Annotated in this window: 11 protein-coding genes; 6 read left to right on the top strand and 5 right to left on the bottom strand. The window is 46.3% G+C overall.

Annotated features, from left to right (window positions below; all coding sequences use genetic code 11):
* The first annotated feature begins 139 nt into the window (after positions 1-139).
* The 5 genes from KUA49_RS14750 (at position 140) to KUA49_RS14730 (ending at position 6,393) form a co-directional block, all read left to right on the top strand.
* Positions 140-1,369: a nucleoside recognition domain-containing protein gene (locus KUA49_RS14750; protein WP_218412539.1), complete on the top strand. Its 1,230-nt coding sequence runs from the start codon at positions 140-142 to the stop codon at positions 1,367-1,369.
* A gap of 101 nt (positions 1,370-1,470) precedes the next feature.
* A complete protein-coding gene (locus tag KUA49_RS14745; RefSeq protein WP_218412538.1) occupies positions 1,471-2,934 on the top strand; it encodes an oligosaccharide flippase family protein in 1,464 nt (487 codons plus the stop codon).
* An 83-nt stretch (positions 2,935-3,017) separates the two neighbouring features.
* On the top strand, positions 3,018-3,527 hold the full coding sequence (locus tag KUA49_RS14740; protein ID WP_318331632.1) for a hypothetical protein: 510 nt from the start codon (positions 3,018-3,020) through the stop codon (positions 3,525-3,527).
* Positions 3,528-4,038: 511 nt separating this feature from the next.
* Positions 4,039-4,218: a Fic family protein gene (locus KUA49_RS14735; protein ID WP_176425639.1), complete on the top strand. Its 180-nt coding sequence runs from the start codon at positions 4,039-4,041 to the stop codon at positions 4,216-4,218.
* Between the two features lie 33 nt (positions 4,219-4,251).
* The gene (locus tag KUA49_RS14730) at positions 4,252-6,393 is read left to right on the top strand and encodes a S46 family peptidase (RefSeq protein ID WP_218412537.1); all 2,142 of its coding nucleotides are present in this window, start codon (positions 4,252-4,254) and stop codon (positions 6,391-6,393) included.
* Positions 6,394-6,546: 153 nt separating this feature from the next.
* Here the strand turns inward: KUA49_RS14730 and KUA49_RS14725 are convergent, their stop codons facing one another.
* From KUA49_RS14725 to KUA49_RS14705, 5 genes are all read right to left on the bottom strand, one after another.
* Entirely contained in the window at positions 6,547-9,273 is a 2,727-nt protein-coding gene (locus KUA49_RS14725) for a beta-glycosidase (protein WP_218412536.1), read from the bottom strand.
* Positions 9,274-9,287: 14 nt separating this feature from the next.
* Positions 9,288-10,460: an ATP-binding protein gene (locus tag KUA49_RS14720; RefSeq protein ID WP_218412535.1), complete on the bottom strand. Its 1,173-nt coding sequence runs from the start codon at positions 10,458-10,460 to the stop codon at positions 9,288-9,290.
* Positions 10,461-10,617: 157 nt separating this feature from the next.
* On the bottom strand, positions 10,618-11,334 hold the full coding sequence (locus KUA49_RS14715; RefSeq protein WP_318331696.1) for a substrate-binding domain-containing protein: 717 nt from the start codon (positions 11,332-11,334) through the stop codon (positions 10,618-10,620).
* 9 nt (positions 11,335-11,343) lie between these two features.
* Complete coding sequence (locus tag KUA49_RS14710; protein WP_218412534.1) at positions 11,344-11,751, bottom strand: hypothetical protein; 408 nt, start codon at positions 11,749-11,751, stop codon at positions 11,344-11,346.
* A gap of 224 nt (positions 11,752-11,975) precedes the next feature.
* Positions 11,976-13,925 (bottom strand): DEAD/DEAH box helicase, encoded by a 1,950-nt coding sequence (locus tag KUA49_RS14705; RefSeq protein ID WP_218412533.1) that lies wholly within the window; start codon positions 13,923-13,925, stop codon positions 11,976-11,978.
* A 333-nt stretch (positions 13,926-14,258) separates the two neighbouring features.
* Here KUA49_RS14705 and KUA49_RS14700 point away from each other — a divergent pair, with 333 nt between their 5' ends.
* Positions 14,259-15,815, top strand: a complete 1,557-nt coding sequence (locus KUA49_RS14700) for a DUF3843 family protein (protein WP_218412532.1) — start codon at positions 14,259-14,261, stop codon at positions 15,813-15,815.
* The last annotated feature ends 134 nt before the right edge of the window (positions 15,816-15,949 follow it).

Genomic DNA, 15,949 nt, shown 5'->3' with positions numbered 1-15,949 from the left:
AAAAAGGGAGATTAAAAAAGTATAAAAGCATCGCTAAACAAGAAAATTATTGTAATTTTGCAGCCGTTTTAGAAATATTACATTAATTAATAAGAGAATGTGCGATTCTTAGGTCGCAGCATCAGATTATTCAGATTATATGGTTTTAAATTACATTTGGATAGCATTTTTCGTGATTGCGTTCATCTTCGCACTCATCGGATTGGCAATGGGAGATACGACTATCTTCCAGAAGATTGTAGATTCCACCTTCGATTCTTCCAAGAATGCCTTCGAGATTTCTCTCGGACTTACGGGCGTGCTCGCCCTCTGGCTTGGCATCATGAAGATTGGAGAGAAGGCGGGAGTAGTGAATGTGTTGGCCCGAGCACTCAGCCCGGTCTTCACCCGTCTCTTCCCCGATATTCCGAAGAACCATCCGGTGATGGGAAGCATCTTCATGAATATCGCTTCGAACATGCTGGGACTCGATAATGCGGCAACGCCTACCGGATTGAAGGCGATGCAGCAGATGCAGGAACTCAACACGAAGAAGGATACGGCAACGAACCCGATGATTATGTTCCTGGTTCTGAACACCTCAGGACTCACCATCATCCCTACCACCATCCTCGCCTTCCGTGCCTCCTATGGTGCAGCCCAGCCTACGGATGTCTTCATCCCTATCCTGATGGCTACGCTCGTGGCTACGCTTGCCGGAATCATCATCACTTCGCTCTGGCAGCGCATCAACATCCTGCAGCCGGCATTGCTCGCTACTCTGTTGGGAATGTGCGCCTTCGTAGGCATCATCATCTGGGGATTCGGACAGATGGACAAGGATACGATGAACACGGTTACCACCCTGGCTTCTAACATGATTCTCCTGGGCATCATCCTCTGTTTCATCCTGGCTGGTTTCTGGAAGAAGGTGAATGTATATGATGCATTTATCGAGGGAGCGAAGGAAGGTTTTACTACTGCGGTGAAGATTATCCCTTATCTCGTAGCTATCCTTGTGGGCATCGGCGTGTTCCGTGCTTCGGGAGCGATGGATATGGTGATTCAAGGCATTTCGTGGTCGGTAGAACAATGCGGCTTGAATGCCGATTTCGTAGGCGCCCTGCCTACCGCCATCATGAAACCGCTATCGGGAAGTGGTGCACGAGGCATGATGCTGGAGGCGATGAAGAACTATGGTCCTGATTCGTTTGTGGGCAGATTGAGCTGCATCTTCCAGGGTTCCACCGACACCACCTTCTATATATTGGCTGTATATTTCGGAAGCGTAAGCATCAGGAATACCCGCCACGCTGTGGCTTGCGGCTTGCTCGCCGATTTGGCAGGAGTCATCGCAGCAATCGCCATTGCATATTTATTCTTCGGATAAGAGTCTCCCACAGATTTCACAGATTTACACAGATAATCTTTGAATGACGGCGCAAGCCCAATTTAACATTTAATACTTAACATTCAACATTAAGAAAGATAATGGCAAGTTTAAAATCACTCGCAAAGGATACCGCCATCTATGGTTTGAGCAGTATCATCGGCAGATTCCTGAACTATCTGCTTGTACCACTCTATACGGCTAAGATCAGCGCCGCCAGTGGTGGTTATGGTGTCATCACCAATATGTACGCCTATACGGCGTTACTCCTCGTTATCCTGACCTACGGAATGGAGACTACCTTCTTCCGTTTTGTCAACAAGGAGGGAGAAAACTCAGAAAAGGTTTATCACACGGTATTGAGCATGGTGGGCTTCACTTCCCTACTCTTCATCGCCCTGGTATTCCTCTTCATCACGCCTTTGAGCGAAGCGATGGGCTACGCCGACCATCCGGCTTATGTATGGACCATGTTCGTAACCGTGGCTATTGATGCCTTCCAGTGCATTCCGTTCGCTTACCTCAGATACAAGAAGCGCCCATTGAAGTTTGCCGCCTTCAAGTTGCTCTTCATCGGTCTGAACATTGCGCTCAACCTGATTTACTACGTCATCATGGATGGTCACGATGTGGGTTATGCATTCTACATCAACCTGGTTTGCACCGCTTCCATCACCTTCTGTTTCTACAAGGAACTGAAGGAAGGATTCATGGGCGAGAAATGCTCCTGGAGCGAATGCAAGGTACTCATCAGGAAGATGATGGGCTACAGTTGGCCTATCCTCGTACTCGGTATTGCCGGTATTCTGAACCAGACAGCCGATAAGATTCTCTTCCCTTACATCTATGAGAAGGGCGATGCGCATGCACAGCTCGGAATCTACGGAGCAGCCAGCAAGATTGCGATGATCATGGCGATGATTACCCAGGCTTTCCGCTATGCTTACGAGCCGTTCGTATTCGGCAAAGCGAAGGATAAGGACAACCGACAGACTTACGCTTCGGCGATGAAATATTTCGTCATCTTCACCCTCTTGGCTTTCCTGGTGGTGGTAGGCTATCTGGATGTATTGCGCCACATCATCGGTCGCGACTACTGGGATGGTTTGAAGGTAGTGCCTATCGTAATGGCTGCCGAAATCATGATGGGAGTATATTTTAACCTCAGTTTCTGGTACAAGCTCATTGACAAGACCATCTGGGGTGCTTACTTCTCGGGCATCGGTTGTGCGGTATTGATTGCCATCAACGTTATCTTCGTACCTATCTATGGTTACATTGCCTGTGCCTGGGCTGGTTTCGCAGGTTATGGAACAGCCATGCTTCTCTCCTACTTCGTGGGTCAGAAGAAGTATCCTATCAACTATCCGGTGAAGGAGATTATGATTTATGTGGTTCTCGCCCTCATCCTCTTCGCAGGAATGACCGAGGCTAACAGATACTTCTCCAGTGGAATTGCCTGCCTCATCAACACGGTGCTCATCCTCATCTTCGCCGCATATCTCGTGAAGAAGGATTTCCCATTGAAGAGTCTGCCGGTGGTGGGTAAGTTCTTTAGAAAGTAAAGCATCTTATGAAATTATAAGAGCTGAAACAAGAAGTTATAAGAACTGAAATGATGAGGAATCAACTCCTAAACAGATTAAGTGTGAACGATATTTATTCTCTTTGCCTTCAAACGCAAGGCAAAGAGAATAATTGTTTAAAGGAAGAGCTTTACCAACTCACCTTCGATGAAAACGACCGTGTATCGTTCAATGCGCTTTGGGCTTTAACCCATTTCGATGAAGCCAACAACCCGTGGCTCTTTCAGAAGCATGACGAACTGATAGATAGAGTTCTCGTAGAGAAGAATGAGACCAAGCGCCGCCTGATGCTCCATCTTCTTCTCCGTCAGCCTTTCGAGGAAGAATCACTCCGCTCCGATTTCATCGATTTCTGCATTGCCAAGATTACCGCCTGTTCCCAGCCCTACGCCATCCGCTGCTACTGCATGAAGCTCGCCTACGAGCAGATGAAGTACTATCCCGAACTCCTCGAAGAGTTAAGAATGGCATTGGATATGCTGGAGCAAGAGGTTCTACCCCCAGGATTATTATCAGCAAAAAGGCAAATTATGAAGAAAATCAAGCGAAGCCTTGGAAAATTCGGGAAATAGTCGTAACTTTGCAAACGTAATATTCTAACAATATAATACATAAATGGATGGAGATACAACTGAACGATTATCACAAGAAAGTCAATGCCCAAATGCAAAAGAGCATGGCTTATTGGCGAGAGCATCCGCTTTCGCTGGAGGAGTGCTTAGCTCAATTCAAGCGCTTGCGGGAACGACGGCTTGCAAGGGAGTCAAAATCGCAAAGTTAAATATCAAGCATTACATCTATGAATAAAGATAGTTCGTGCCAACTATCGAAACATTCAGAAAGGCATAGATTACTCTCCTATCTACCTGGTTCGTTTCTTCAGAAACTTACTCCTAAAAGATGGTTGGGTTCTCAAGAACAGATATTTGCATATCCGGCCGACTGATGATTGGAAAGAGCAACCAAGAATAGGTACCCCACAAGTATCCCGCAAGCTATCCTCAAGTACCCCACAAGTTCAGTCAACATGTGGAGACTCTTATTCTATCCTTTAACGATGAATATATGACATCTGCGGAAATTATGGGTGCAATCGGACTAAAGGACAGAAAAAGTTTTAGTGAACTATATTTAAACGCTGCCCTCTCAGAAAAAGCTATTGAAAGGAAATACCCAAACACCCCAAGACATCCACGCCAGCAATATCGAATGACAGAGCTGGCAAAGACTTGGAAAGAAGGGTATGAGAAAAAGAATAAATAACATCATAATAAAAATAGAAAACAAAAACAAGTAATGAAGAAAAAAGCAACGGTCCTTATCGCCTCTATCATGGCGTTCTGCGGAATCAACACCGCTCACGCTGACGAGGGAATGTGGACGATTTACAACTTGCCTAACGCTGTGTATGAGATGATGCAGCGCGAAGGCTTCAGTATGACTTACGACCAGCTCTACAACGGCGAGAATGCCTTGAAGAATGCTGTGGTTAACTTCTCCGGCTATTGCTCGGGCGTAGTCGTTTCTCCAGACGGTCTGGTATTTACCAACCACCATTGCGGTTTCGAGGCTATCAGAAGCCACTCTACCGTGGAGCACGACTATATGCTCAATGGTTTCTTTGCTAAATCTTACGCAGAGGAATTGCCTAACGAGAATATGTTCGTCAGCTTTATGGTTGAACAGAAGGATGTAACCGATAAGGTGATGAGCCTCGGATACGAGAAACTCGACAACAAGAAGCGCGATGAACTCATCGATTCTCTGGAGAACGAGATGACTAAAGAGGCTAAGAAGAACGATTCTACCCTCCATATCACCGTTCAGCCTTTCTACGAGGGCAACAAGTGGTACGCTACTACCTATCGCGACTTCACCGACCTGCGTCTGGTTTTCACCGTACCAAAGTCTATGGGTAAGTTTGGTGGCGATACAGACAACTGGATGTGGCCTCGCCAGACCTGCGACTTCTCTGTATTCCGCATCTATGCCGACCCTAAGACCAATGGTCCTGCTGCCTACAGCAAGGACAATGTGCCTTATCATCCAAAGCGTTGGGCACAGGTTTCTCTCCAGGGTTACAAGGATGGCGACTATGCGATGACCATGGGTTACCCAGGCAGCACAGAGCGCTATCTTTCAAGCTACGGAATCCAGACCATGCGCGATGCTGAGAATGCGCCTCGTGCCCAGGTTCGTGGCGTAAAGCAGGAGGTAATGCAGAAGCACATGCGTGCCGACGAGGCAGTCCGCATCAAGTACGACAGCAAGTATGCCAGCTCTGCCAACTACTGGAAGAATGCCCTCGGTATGAACAAGTGTATCGACTCTATCGGCATCGTAAATCTGAAACGTGAGTACGAAACCCGTCTCCGTGCTTGGCAGGATACAGCCAAGGCAGCCAACGATCTTGCCCACAAGGTAGATTTCGACAAGCTCGCCAAGCTCTACAAGGAGAGCGCAGACGTGAAGTATGCCTGGACCAACTTCTCTGAATCTTTCACCAGAAGAAGCAACATTGAGTTCTCTACCCGTGCCATCAAGCTCCAGACCAACATGGAGGTGAAGGGTCCTGAGAAGAACAAGAAGAAGCAGTATCATGAGTTTGAAGATAACTCTGCAGAATGGGATATGGCGCTCGATAAGGAAGTGCTCGCTACCCTCTTGAAGAACTACAAGGAGCACGTAGATGCAAAATGGTTGCCTAAGTTCTACAAGACCATCGACGCTGAGTTTGGCGGCGACTACGCCAAGTATGTGGATTATCTCTGGGAGAAGTCGCTCATCATGAAGAAGGGCGCCAAGCTCTATTTCAACAAGAAAGGATATGAGAAGGATCCAGGCGTAAGCTTCGGTATGGATCTGAACGATGTATTTGCAGATTTCGCTGCTCAGATGGGCAGCATCAACGACAGCATCGCCGAGCAGGAGAAGTATCTCTGTGCTGCCAAACTCCGTATGGAGGAAGACATGCCTCACTACAGCGACGCCAACTTCACCATGCGATTGAGCTACGGTCAGGTAGGCGGTTTCGACCTCGGTGGCAAGCCATCTGGCTATTATACCACAGCCGAGAGCCTCGTTGAGAAGATGAAGCAGGGCGATAAGGTCATCGATTACTACGCTGAGCCTATCATGCACGAGCTTCTCTCTGAGAAGGATTTCGGCAAGTATCAGGATAAGACGACTGGCAAGATGCAGCTCTGCTTCCTCACCAACAACGATATTACCGGTGGTAACTCTGGTAGCCCTATGTTCAACGGCAAGGGTGAGTTGATTGGTCTTGCCTTCGATGGCAACTGGGACAGCCTCAGCTCTGACATCAACTTCGACAAGCGCCTGGCTCGCTGCATCGGTGTGGACATCCGCTACGTGCTCTACCTGATGGATAAGTGGGGACACGCAGACCGCCTCTTGAAGGAGATCAATGCGAAGTAATTCCTATCTCTGAATCAACAGAGATGATAGAATGGTTTATCCTGGGCTAAAGATTAGTCTCAGGATAATATGAAAAGAGCGGAAAATCAGCTGTTAACTGTTAACCTGTTAACTCCTGGCTTTCCGCTCTTACTTTTTCTCATAGGTTCGCAACTAATATTGCGAGATATTATTCAGCTCCTTCAATGAAACCTGACGAGGCTTCTCGGCGAGTTTCTTTTTCAATTCATCCACCGTTATTTCTGCAGATGGATTGAAATCGGCAGAGCGCATATAATCAATTACACTCTGATAGAAAGCCTTGCCTTCCGGATATTTGGCAGCCTTTTCCAAATCACTCATGCAGACGAGAAGCTTTCCGGCTCCCACCTTCCATTCCATCACCAAACCCAACTTATGATTCCGCTCAATATTATCTATCACCTGAACAATCGGGCGATAATCCTTGGCGAAGTTGTCAAGCACCAGCGGATGCGATTCCTTAATAACCGGGAACCATTGCCAGTTGGTGTGCATTTCCGTAGGGAATCCCTTGAATATCGGATGTTCCGGATTCGTCAGAATGCCCAGAGTTCCTGGAGAAACCTTCTTCTTGTTGTTCTCGCAGATGGTCTTGAACATGCGATAGTTCCAGTAATCGGTCTGGAAGAGTCCGCCAACAGTATAAGGAGTAGCATTATCTGCCTGCGAAAGCGTATCATCGGCAGCCACAAAATGGCTGGAAGCCGTAGGCATCCAAAGCACCTTTCCACCATTTTCCAAGACTTTCACCACTTCTTGATTCAAATCCTTGGCTATGATGACGCCCTTCTTTTCCAACGTCTTCTTCGGATAAACCCAAAGTTCGTAGGAGTTTCTCGCCTCTGTTCCTTCAATGTTTAATGTAAGAAGCAGCTTGGTAGGTTTCTGCACGTGGAAAACACCATTCAGTTCACCCACATCCACCAAACCTTCATCGTATGAAAAGATGTTCAATACACCCTCATCCTCAGCCATCAAGTCGCCCATATTCTTTCTCACTTCACCATCCTTGGTACTGAAAGTTCCATCATCCATACAGAACAATCCGTTCTCGGCAGCCAGATGCCATTTCAGTTTCTTGCCCTTCAGCGAAGAACCGCCATAATTGGCTACCTTTACCTTTGCCTGAATCTTCTCGCCATCCTCGAAACAGAACTTCTTCATTTCCAACAGAGGAACCACAGGCGAACACCACTGGCGCCATTCCTCGGGTGTAGTGATTCCCTTACTCTCCATAAACGCATCCAGGATGCCTACGAAAGCACTTCCCTGACCGGGATAATCCTGAATGTCGAGCAGTTGGAAGCCCGCCATATTCCGGGTTCTCAAATCCATCTCTATATCGGCTTTATAGAGTTTCACGCTCCATAAGCCCGAAGCCTTGTGGAAATCATCTGCCTGCGAGAGCATTCCGGCTGCAGCCAGACGACGGCGGAACACTTCGAGGTTATAAGGATGAAGCACTCCGGTGTATTTCTTCATTTCCCGATAATCAGGATAGGTCTGAAACTGGCCTGTTTCGTGAGAGATGATTGGGATTCCTGCCTTATCGCAAGCCTCATCAAAATTCATCGTAGAATTAGGATGGAAATGATTGATCATTCCTCCATCGTAGGCATCGGCAAACGAGAAGGAACCACGGGTATGAGTATTGTATTTGCCCCATCCCTCGCCTCCAATGCGGCAAGTGGTGAAGTAATCCATTCCTTCTTTTATTCCCTGATAACCGAGATAGTAATTACTTCCGAAGGTATAGTATTTATCGGGCGCAATCTTGCGGAAATCATCCACAAACTCCTTCATCTTGTCGATGTCGCCCCAGAGTTCATTACCCAGTGCCATCATTCTGAAAGAAGGATGATGACCATATTCTCTGAGGATGTTCTCGCCTTCCTGATGCAGGAACGCCATCAGCCTTTCATCCTTCTTATCAAAAGAGCCCCAGAAAGGAAGCTCCGGCTGAAGATAGATTCCCAGACTGTCCGCTGCCACGAAAGCCGCCTCCGGTGGGCACCAGGAATGAAAGCGCACATGGTTGATTCCATACTCCTTGCAGGTTCCGAGATACTTCATCCAGCCTTCCACGCTCATTTCCACATGTCCCGTCAGCAGCCATACAGCTGCATCGTGCTTGCCACGGAGAAATATCCTATGGCCATTGGCGTAGAAGTGAGCGCCCTTGATATGAAAATCCTTGGCGAAATCAGGCATCTGAAGGGCTGAAGGAGAAACTACAGAACGGCTAGGGACTGCTCCTGTTAGAGTTTCTGCAGATTTGCTCTCTACTGAGCTGGCTAGCTGGAGTTCTATCCTTCCGATAATTCCATTCCAGTTGGTCTGCGTATCTTCTGTATAAGCATGACTGGAGCCGTAAACCTGATCCGGCACACCTCTTCCATTATCCACCACGATTTCCAGGAGATGCTTGCCCGGCTTCACCTTCTTTGGCAGAAGATAGCGCTGGGGAGTAGAGATGAAGTTGCAGGAATCCACCAGTTCTCCATCCACATACACCCATGTCGGTCGAGTACGCTCCAGGAAGAGTTCTACCGGCTTCTTCTTCCAATCCTTCGGGATATTGATGGTTCTGGAATATCTAGCAGCTCCTTTATAGGCATAGAGCCTCGTAAGATGCGTTGTTTCCATCGTATCTTTCGGAGCGAATCCCAGATGGTTCGTGTCGATGGTGCCTGGGAGGATGGCACGCTTCACCTCACCTTGCGAGGCACGCTTACCCTTGGCAAAAGCACTACCGCTCTTTCCCAACTCTACATTCCATTCACCAGCGAGCGAAATGCTCTGTGCTTGCAAGCCCAGACTTACCAGTCCCAGACAAGCGATAAGAATAGATTTCTTCATTTGCTTATAATTGTCTAATAGTTCATACCAAAAGCCCAGAGAGGAATAACATTGCCCATGCCTGTCTCTATATCATCCTTCACAACATATCCCTCTTTAGCCTCAGAAATCTGCTTCTGACCTTTCTTTTTACCACCAATCTCAAAAGTCTTGTCTTCTATCTGGAAATCAGAGATTGGAGAATTGAAGACAGCATGATTCACACGCATCTGATTAAAAAAGAAAGTCTCTCGTTGATTGCCAATATCAGGCACCGAAGAAGAGAGAGCAAAGGAGAGGTTGGTATTATCAAGATACACCTTTTCTACCTTGCCCAAACCACGCACACCTCCTGTGGACTCGTGAAGTTGGGCTATCAAACCTGCACGCTCCATCAGTTCGAAGTAATCGGGCAGATTATTGCGATCTACCTTGATAGTTGTAGCAATGGTACTCATGTTTGGCTTGAAAGGCACACTATCAGCTATTACCTGCATCAATTCCTTCAATTTTCTGGACACCATCACCGTATAATTGGCATATTGTGGAATATCCGTCTCCAAAGTCATACTCACCACTTGATTCAGTCGCATCCTATAGCCCTCATCCTTTGAAAAAGGATAGTAGCCCTTGCGCAGATATTCATTAAACAATGCCAACGGATGCTCTATCTCCTCCGGCAACACGACTTCATTATTTACGATTTGTTCCAATGTAGAGACAGGAATGTCTATGCCCTTTTCCATACCGATGTATTCACGAAAAGACAAGCCTTGCATCGTAAAGACCAGTACTCGTCGGCTTAAATCTGCTGTACCTTTATAAATATCAAGCACAGAAGAACCGGTAAATACCACTTGCAAGGTTGGCAGATTATCGTATATCATCTTAAGTTCTGTAGCCCATCCCTTATATTTATGTATTTCATCGATAAAAAGATGCTTGCCTCCAAGTTGGCTAAACTTCATTGCAGTTTCAAAGAGAGTATGATTAGCGAAATAGATGGATTCCGCACTCACATAGAGAGTATCTTTCATCTGAAGATTCAATTTGATATACTGCAAAAGGAGTGTTGTCTTGCCGACTCCACGAGGTCCAACAAGAGCTGTCATCCGATTCGACCAAGGAATCTGATGATACATATATCGTAGGTATCGAGTATCGGTACGCTTGATAAGATTGTCTGAAAGTTGCTTCAATAATTCCATATTTCTTGCCTTATTTGATGTTTACGGCTGCAAATATACAAAAATTGCGGTAAAAATACCGCAATTTACCAAAGAAATTGCTGTATTTTTACCGCAAAATATAATTTTTGAAGAAAAAAGCCACAGCAAGTGCAAAGATGATTGTGCTGACTCGACATTACTTTCCACTACATATTATCTTTTTTATATAAGAAGATCCATTATCAAAAAATAATGAAATCACAAATACCCCACTCAGATGGTGATGAATTTTTATGAATTTATCATTTACACTTTTGGAAAAGACCTTTGTTCCATTCAAATCAAATACTTGTATCTTTTGTAAACATTCATCACACTTAACTGCAATATTACCATGCAAATAAGAAACTTCTATTTTTCCGTCATTTGTTTGCTTACTTATCCCTGTAGAAGATTTATGAAGAGGGATGTAACCACTTTCCTCTACAACTGATTGCCCTTTGTCACTAGTCAGAAATTCAAAAATTTTATAAGCAGTAGAGCTCTTGTCTATATCGGCTCGAATAGAAGCATAAATATTAGTTACATATGGATAAGTATCATTATATATATTCTCCTTAATCATGCTAACCCCTTCTATACCGATAGCCTTTGTACTTCCATAGCCAACAATTACGCTATAATAATAATATGGAGTAAACGCAATTCCACTCCTGTCATTTTCTATTTGGAAATAAGGAGTTTCCATAGTTGTTCCCATATGCCACTCTGGAAACTTTTTGATTTCTAGCCCATCCATTACCATTGTTTCAAATTTTTCTTGACTACCAGAGTTTCTATTACGCACATAAGGAGTTATAAGCATATCTTCTCCACCAACCTCTTGCCAATTAGTGATATCTCCTGTATATATTTTTCTTATTTACTCCACAGATAGACATTCTATAGGATTAGAGTTATTAACCATAAAAGTTAAAGCATCCTTAGCTATCGGTTTTTCTATCAATGCAACATTATTGTCCCGAGCGTATTTATTTTCATCACGCGAAGCTGCTCTAGCGGCAATTACAAGTTCAACCTTTCCATCTATCAAATTCATATATGATTGATGCGTGTTTGACTTTTGCATTTTCTTTTCTATCAATGCACGTTGACTGTCAGAACAAGCATAAACTGGGCGTACTTCTTGCTTTGCTCTAGTTGGATCTTGCAGGAAAGGGCTATATCTTTCCCATTTGTATTGAAAACCAAAAATTCGGCACATCAATATATCTCTCAATGGTTCCGTAGAATCAGATCCATCGAGAACGGGAAAATTCTCAGGACTCATTCCCTCTAAGACTGGACTGACATTGTTTGTGTCATCACCACTACAAGATGTAGAAAACAGCAAAAACAGACTAACGATGTGTAAATAAAAGTTTTTTTTTCATAGACTATAAGCATTAAAAGGATAGGTGTAATTGCGATTTGCTTTTCCACCTATCTTTGTTTGTTATTTTATTATTTTAATATTACTTTCTTGACATTTACTTTACTTCATCATGCTATGCTTTACTTCTTCTTAGGTCTACGGCGAGCCCAACCTTCTTCCTCGAAGTTTGGCTCCTCGCCCTTAAACTTCACGTTGTCGTTGTTCTGGAAGAACTGGCGCCAATCGCCTGTATCCTCCTGGCTGCGTGATTTTCTTCCGCCACGAGATTCGCCACGGCTTCCACGTCCTCCCTTTCCACGAGCATCACGAGAATCATCAGAAGAACCTCTGCGGCCACGACCTCCTCTTTCAGAAGAACGGCCGCCACGGCTCTCAGAATCGCGTCCGCCGCGGGCTGCTCTGCCATGACCTTCCTCATCAGCATCGTTACATCTCACGGTTCTACCCTTGTACTCAGTACCGTTCAATGCCTTCATCACGCGCTTAGCATCCTCCTCAGGCACCTCGATGTAGGCAAACTTACTCAGCAGGTCGATGTGACCCACCTCCTGACGACCCTTCACGTGCTTGTTCAGATACTGCATGATTTCGCCCGGATAGAAACCATCAGCCTTACCCAGGTTGATGAACAGGCGCTTGAAACCAGCCTCTGTCTCATGCTTTCTGCGACCATTGGAAACCTTGCCACGACCCTCGCCACGGCTTCCACGACCCTCACCGCCACGGGAACCCTTGCCGGTTTCTGGCTTGATAATCTCAGGAGCGTTCTTATAGTAATCGAGGAACTTACCGAAGGTGATGGTTACCATCTTCTTGATGATGTCCTCCTTGTCGATGTACTCAAACTGGCGGTTGATTTCAGCCATGTATGGTTCAATCTGATCCTCATCCACATCGGTCTTCATGATGTCGTCCATGGTCTTGAAGAGCTGCTTCTTGCAGATTTCCTCTGGGGTAGGCAATACGCCGTCCACGAACTCCTTGCCAATCTGCTTCTCTATCTGGCGAACCTTGAACTTCTCTCTGGTATGGATGATAGAGATGGATGTTCCCTTCTTTCCGGCACGACCGGTACGGCCGCTTCGATGGGTGTAACTTGCCACATCATCAGGCAAACCATAGTTGATAACGTGAGTCAGATCATCTACGTCTAGACCACGAGCAGCCACATCGGTAGCCACCAGGAACTGAACGGTATGGTTGCGGAACTTCTGCATGGTGAGGTCACGCTGCTGCTGACTCAAGTCGCCGTGCAGCGCCTCAGCATTATAACCATCCTTAATCAGCTTATCTGCAATATCCTGAGTCTCCAGCTTGGTGCGGCAGAAGATAATCGCAAAGATGCGTGGATAGAAATCCACCACGCGCTTCAGGGCGAGATACTTGTCCTTGGCATTTACCAGATAGTAGATGTGGTTTACATGCTCAGCACCCTCGTTGCGCGAACCCACTACGATTTCCTTGTGGTCGTGCAGGTAGTTGAGGGCAATCTTCTCGATGTCCTTGCTCATGGTAGCCGAGAAGAGCAGGGTGTTTCTATCCTCAGGTACGTTCTCAAAGATGGAATTGATGCTCTCAGAGAAGCCCATGTTCAGCATCTCGTCAGCCTCATCAAGCACCACATTGTTCACGTGCTCCAACTGAGCCACGCCACGATTAATCAAATCGAGCAGACGGCCAGGGGTAGCCACGATAATCTGCACACCATGCTTCAGGGTGCGAATCTGGCTTCCGATGTCGGTACCGCCATAAACTGCGGCAATATGCAAACCGTCGATGTACTTGGCAAAACTGTTCAAATCGTCAGCTATCTGGAGGCAGAGCTCACGTGTAGGACTGAGGATGATAGCCTGTGTCTGCTTGCTGCTGGCATCAGTTTTCTGGATAACCGGAATACCGTAAGATGCAGTCTTACCCGTACCGGTCTGCGCCAACGCAATCACGTCGTTCTTATTACCAAGCAAATATGGGATAACTTCTTCCTGAACTGGCATTGGATTCTCAAATCCAAGCTCTTCGATGGCACGGCGAATCTCCTCGCTCACGCCCAATTCTTCAAATGTCTTCAAATCTTTTTAACCTTAATTCATTATAATCAAAATGGAAGGCCGAATTCACCCTCCCAGCCATGAATTAGGGTGCAAAATCCTTCCGAAACGCTTGCGGCAATCATACGCTTTTATTAAGATTGCCTAAATTCGGGTGCAAAGATACGAAAAAAATGCGAGTTTCTTGCATTTTTTGCGCAGAAATCATTATCTTTGCATTATCTTTACAGATAAATCGGGCGACATTCTATGCCGAACGACTAACAATTGATAATAACAAACAACGAGAATAACGACCCTCGCACCTATACGATGCATCCGTTATAACCTCGAAACAACAAAGAATCAAACGATATGAAAAAGGTAATTTTCACCCAAGAGTGGATGGCAATGCATCCATACGAGAAACCAAACGACGTTGACCAGTACTACACAGAACTTGCCAACGAAATATATCACGCCCTTGACGAGGCATGCTTCACCCACCAGTTTCCAAACGTGGAGGAAGCCAAGCAGCTTGCACTCAGCATAGCCGGCTACTTCGAGGACATCATCTCAGGCACCTGCATCTGGAAGACCTTTACTGCCGAATGCAAGAAGCGCTACGGCTCCTACATCCCTTTCTATGAGAACGAGGACGATTTCATCCAGAATACCCTGAACGAAAATATGCCTCCATACGACCCGGACGAAATCAACTTTGCCGACATCAAGTTCCTCTGCTGGCATCATTACCAGCAGAGCAGTCATGTGCAGGGAGCCGTGCCTTTCCTCTTCAGCACCGTAGAGCTGGCAGCAAAGCTTGCCTACAATGTGCTCGACAAGGAGTATGAAACGGCACCAGAGAACGACCGCCTCTATGAGTTCCTCTGCGAACTGCCTACCGATGAGGATAAGTTCTATGAATATCGCGATGCACTCGCCTGGTTCCACTATGGCTGCTACTTCAACGTGGGCAACCGATTCCGCCTTCAGATGGAGCTGGAGCGCCTCGCCCACTCTCCACAGGGCTTCAACGACATCATCGCCTACTCTATCCAGATAGAACAGACGATGAACAGCCGCAACAACCTGCTCGCCCTCACCTCTGCCGAATGGCTTGCCAAGGTGAGCGAACATCATCCTGCCCACAAGCTCTGGACAGACATCGACTACAAGAGCACCCGTGCCTTTAAGATGATCAAGGAGGATGATAACTTCTTCTATCTGAAAGATGTATATGATGCGAAGGAAGAAGAGAATCTGCTCAGAGTGCGCAAGGATTCTACCAACATCGAGGATGCGAGCGCATTCCTCAGCGGCGAACAGCTGATTGTTACCAACCTCTTCTACTTCGGTGGTGACTGGTGGCAGACGGGTGCCTTACTGAACCCTCCTTACGAGGAGAACAAGGAGCAGATTGAGGCTGAGAAAGACCGCCTGAACCGCAAGCAGCCTATCCACGATTACAACCTGCTCAAGGCGAAGGATTTCGGGGATAAGTTCATCTTCCTGGAGGATGTCAAGACCCTGAAGGAGTTCTTGCAGGAGATAGGTTTCGAATTACCAGCCAACATCAAGTTTCCTCCAAAATACGAGAAGGGAATCATCGTTTGCGGAAGTCCATATACGGGCATCAATATCTGTTTCGGTATGGCTCATTGCATTGCAGCTCCAGAGAATCCATATTACAACGCTGAGCGTGCGGAGGTTGATGGTTTCAACATCATCAGCGGCAACGGTCGCCCATTCCCTTACGAGATTGTGTGCAAGCTGATAGACAACAACATGTTGCCTGATGCCAACCTCTTCACCAGCCGATACGTAAAGGAGGCAGGCTTGAAGATTACCCAGGCAAACCTTCAGTTCCTTGCCGATTACTATCTGATGGGCAGAAAGGACAAGGATCTGTCGCCAGCAGAATTGTGGTAAAATCATATTGAAAAGAGCGGAAAAACAACTGTTAACTGTTAACTCTGTTAACCCCCCAGCCCGTCCGAGAACGGCCGTTTTGGGGTGTATCATAGAGGGCAGAACCGCTATCACGACTCCACCTAAGTCCCTCT

This window comes from Segatella copri, assembly GCF_019249655.2.
In the GTDB taxonomy this organism is placed as follows: domain Bacteria; phylum Bacteroidota; class Bacteroidia; order Bacteroidales; family Bacteroidaceae; genus Prevotella.
The sequence above is the reverse complement of the archived record's forward strand: the minus strand, read 5'-3'. Positions and strand labels throughout refer to the sequence as shown.

Bases quoted from the DNA above. Each gene is read 5' to 3' on its own strand.
- KUA49_RS14735 (WP_176425639.1), top strand. From the start codon at position 4,039: ATGGGTGCAATCGGACTAAAGGACAGAAAAAGTTTTAGTGAACTATAT.
- KUA49_RS14745 (WP_218412538.1), top strand. From the start codon at position 1,471: ATGGCAAGTTTAAAATCACTCGCAAAGGATACCGCCATCTATGGTTTG.
- KUA49_RS14710 (WP_218412534.1), bottom strand. From the start codon at position 11,751: ATGAGTCCTGAGAATTTTCCCGTTCTCGATGGATCTGATTCTACGGAA.
- KUA49_RS14700 (WP_218412532.1), top strand. From the start codon at position 14,259: ATGAAAAAGGTAATTTTCACCCAAGAGTGGATGGCAATGCATCCATAC.
- KUA49_RS14730 (WP_218412537.1), top strand. From the start codon at position 4,252: ATGAAGAAAAAAGCAACGGTCCTTATCGCCTCTATCATGGCGTTCTGC.
- KUA49_RS14725 (WP_218412536.1), bottom strand. From the start codon at position 9,273: ATGAAGAAATCTATTCTTATCGCTTGTCTGGGACTGGTAAGTCTGGGC.
- KUA49_RS14750 (WP_218412539.1), top strand. From the start codon at position 140: ATGGTTTTAAATTACATTTGGATAGCATTTTTCGTGATTGCGTTCATC.
- KUA49_RS14720 (WP_218412535.1), bottom strand. From the start codon at position 10,460: ATGGAATTATTGAAGCAACTTTCAGACAATCTTATCAAGCGTACCGAT.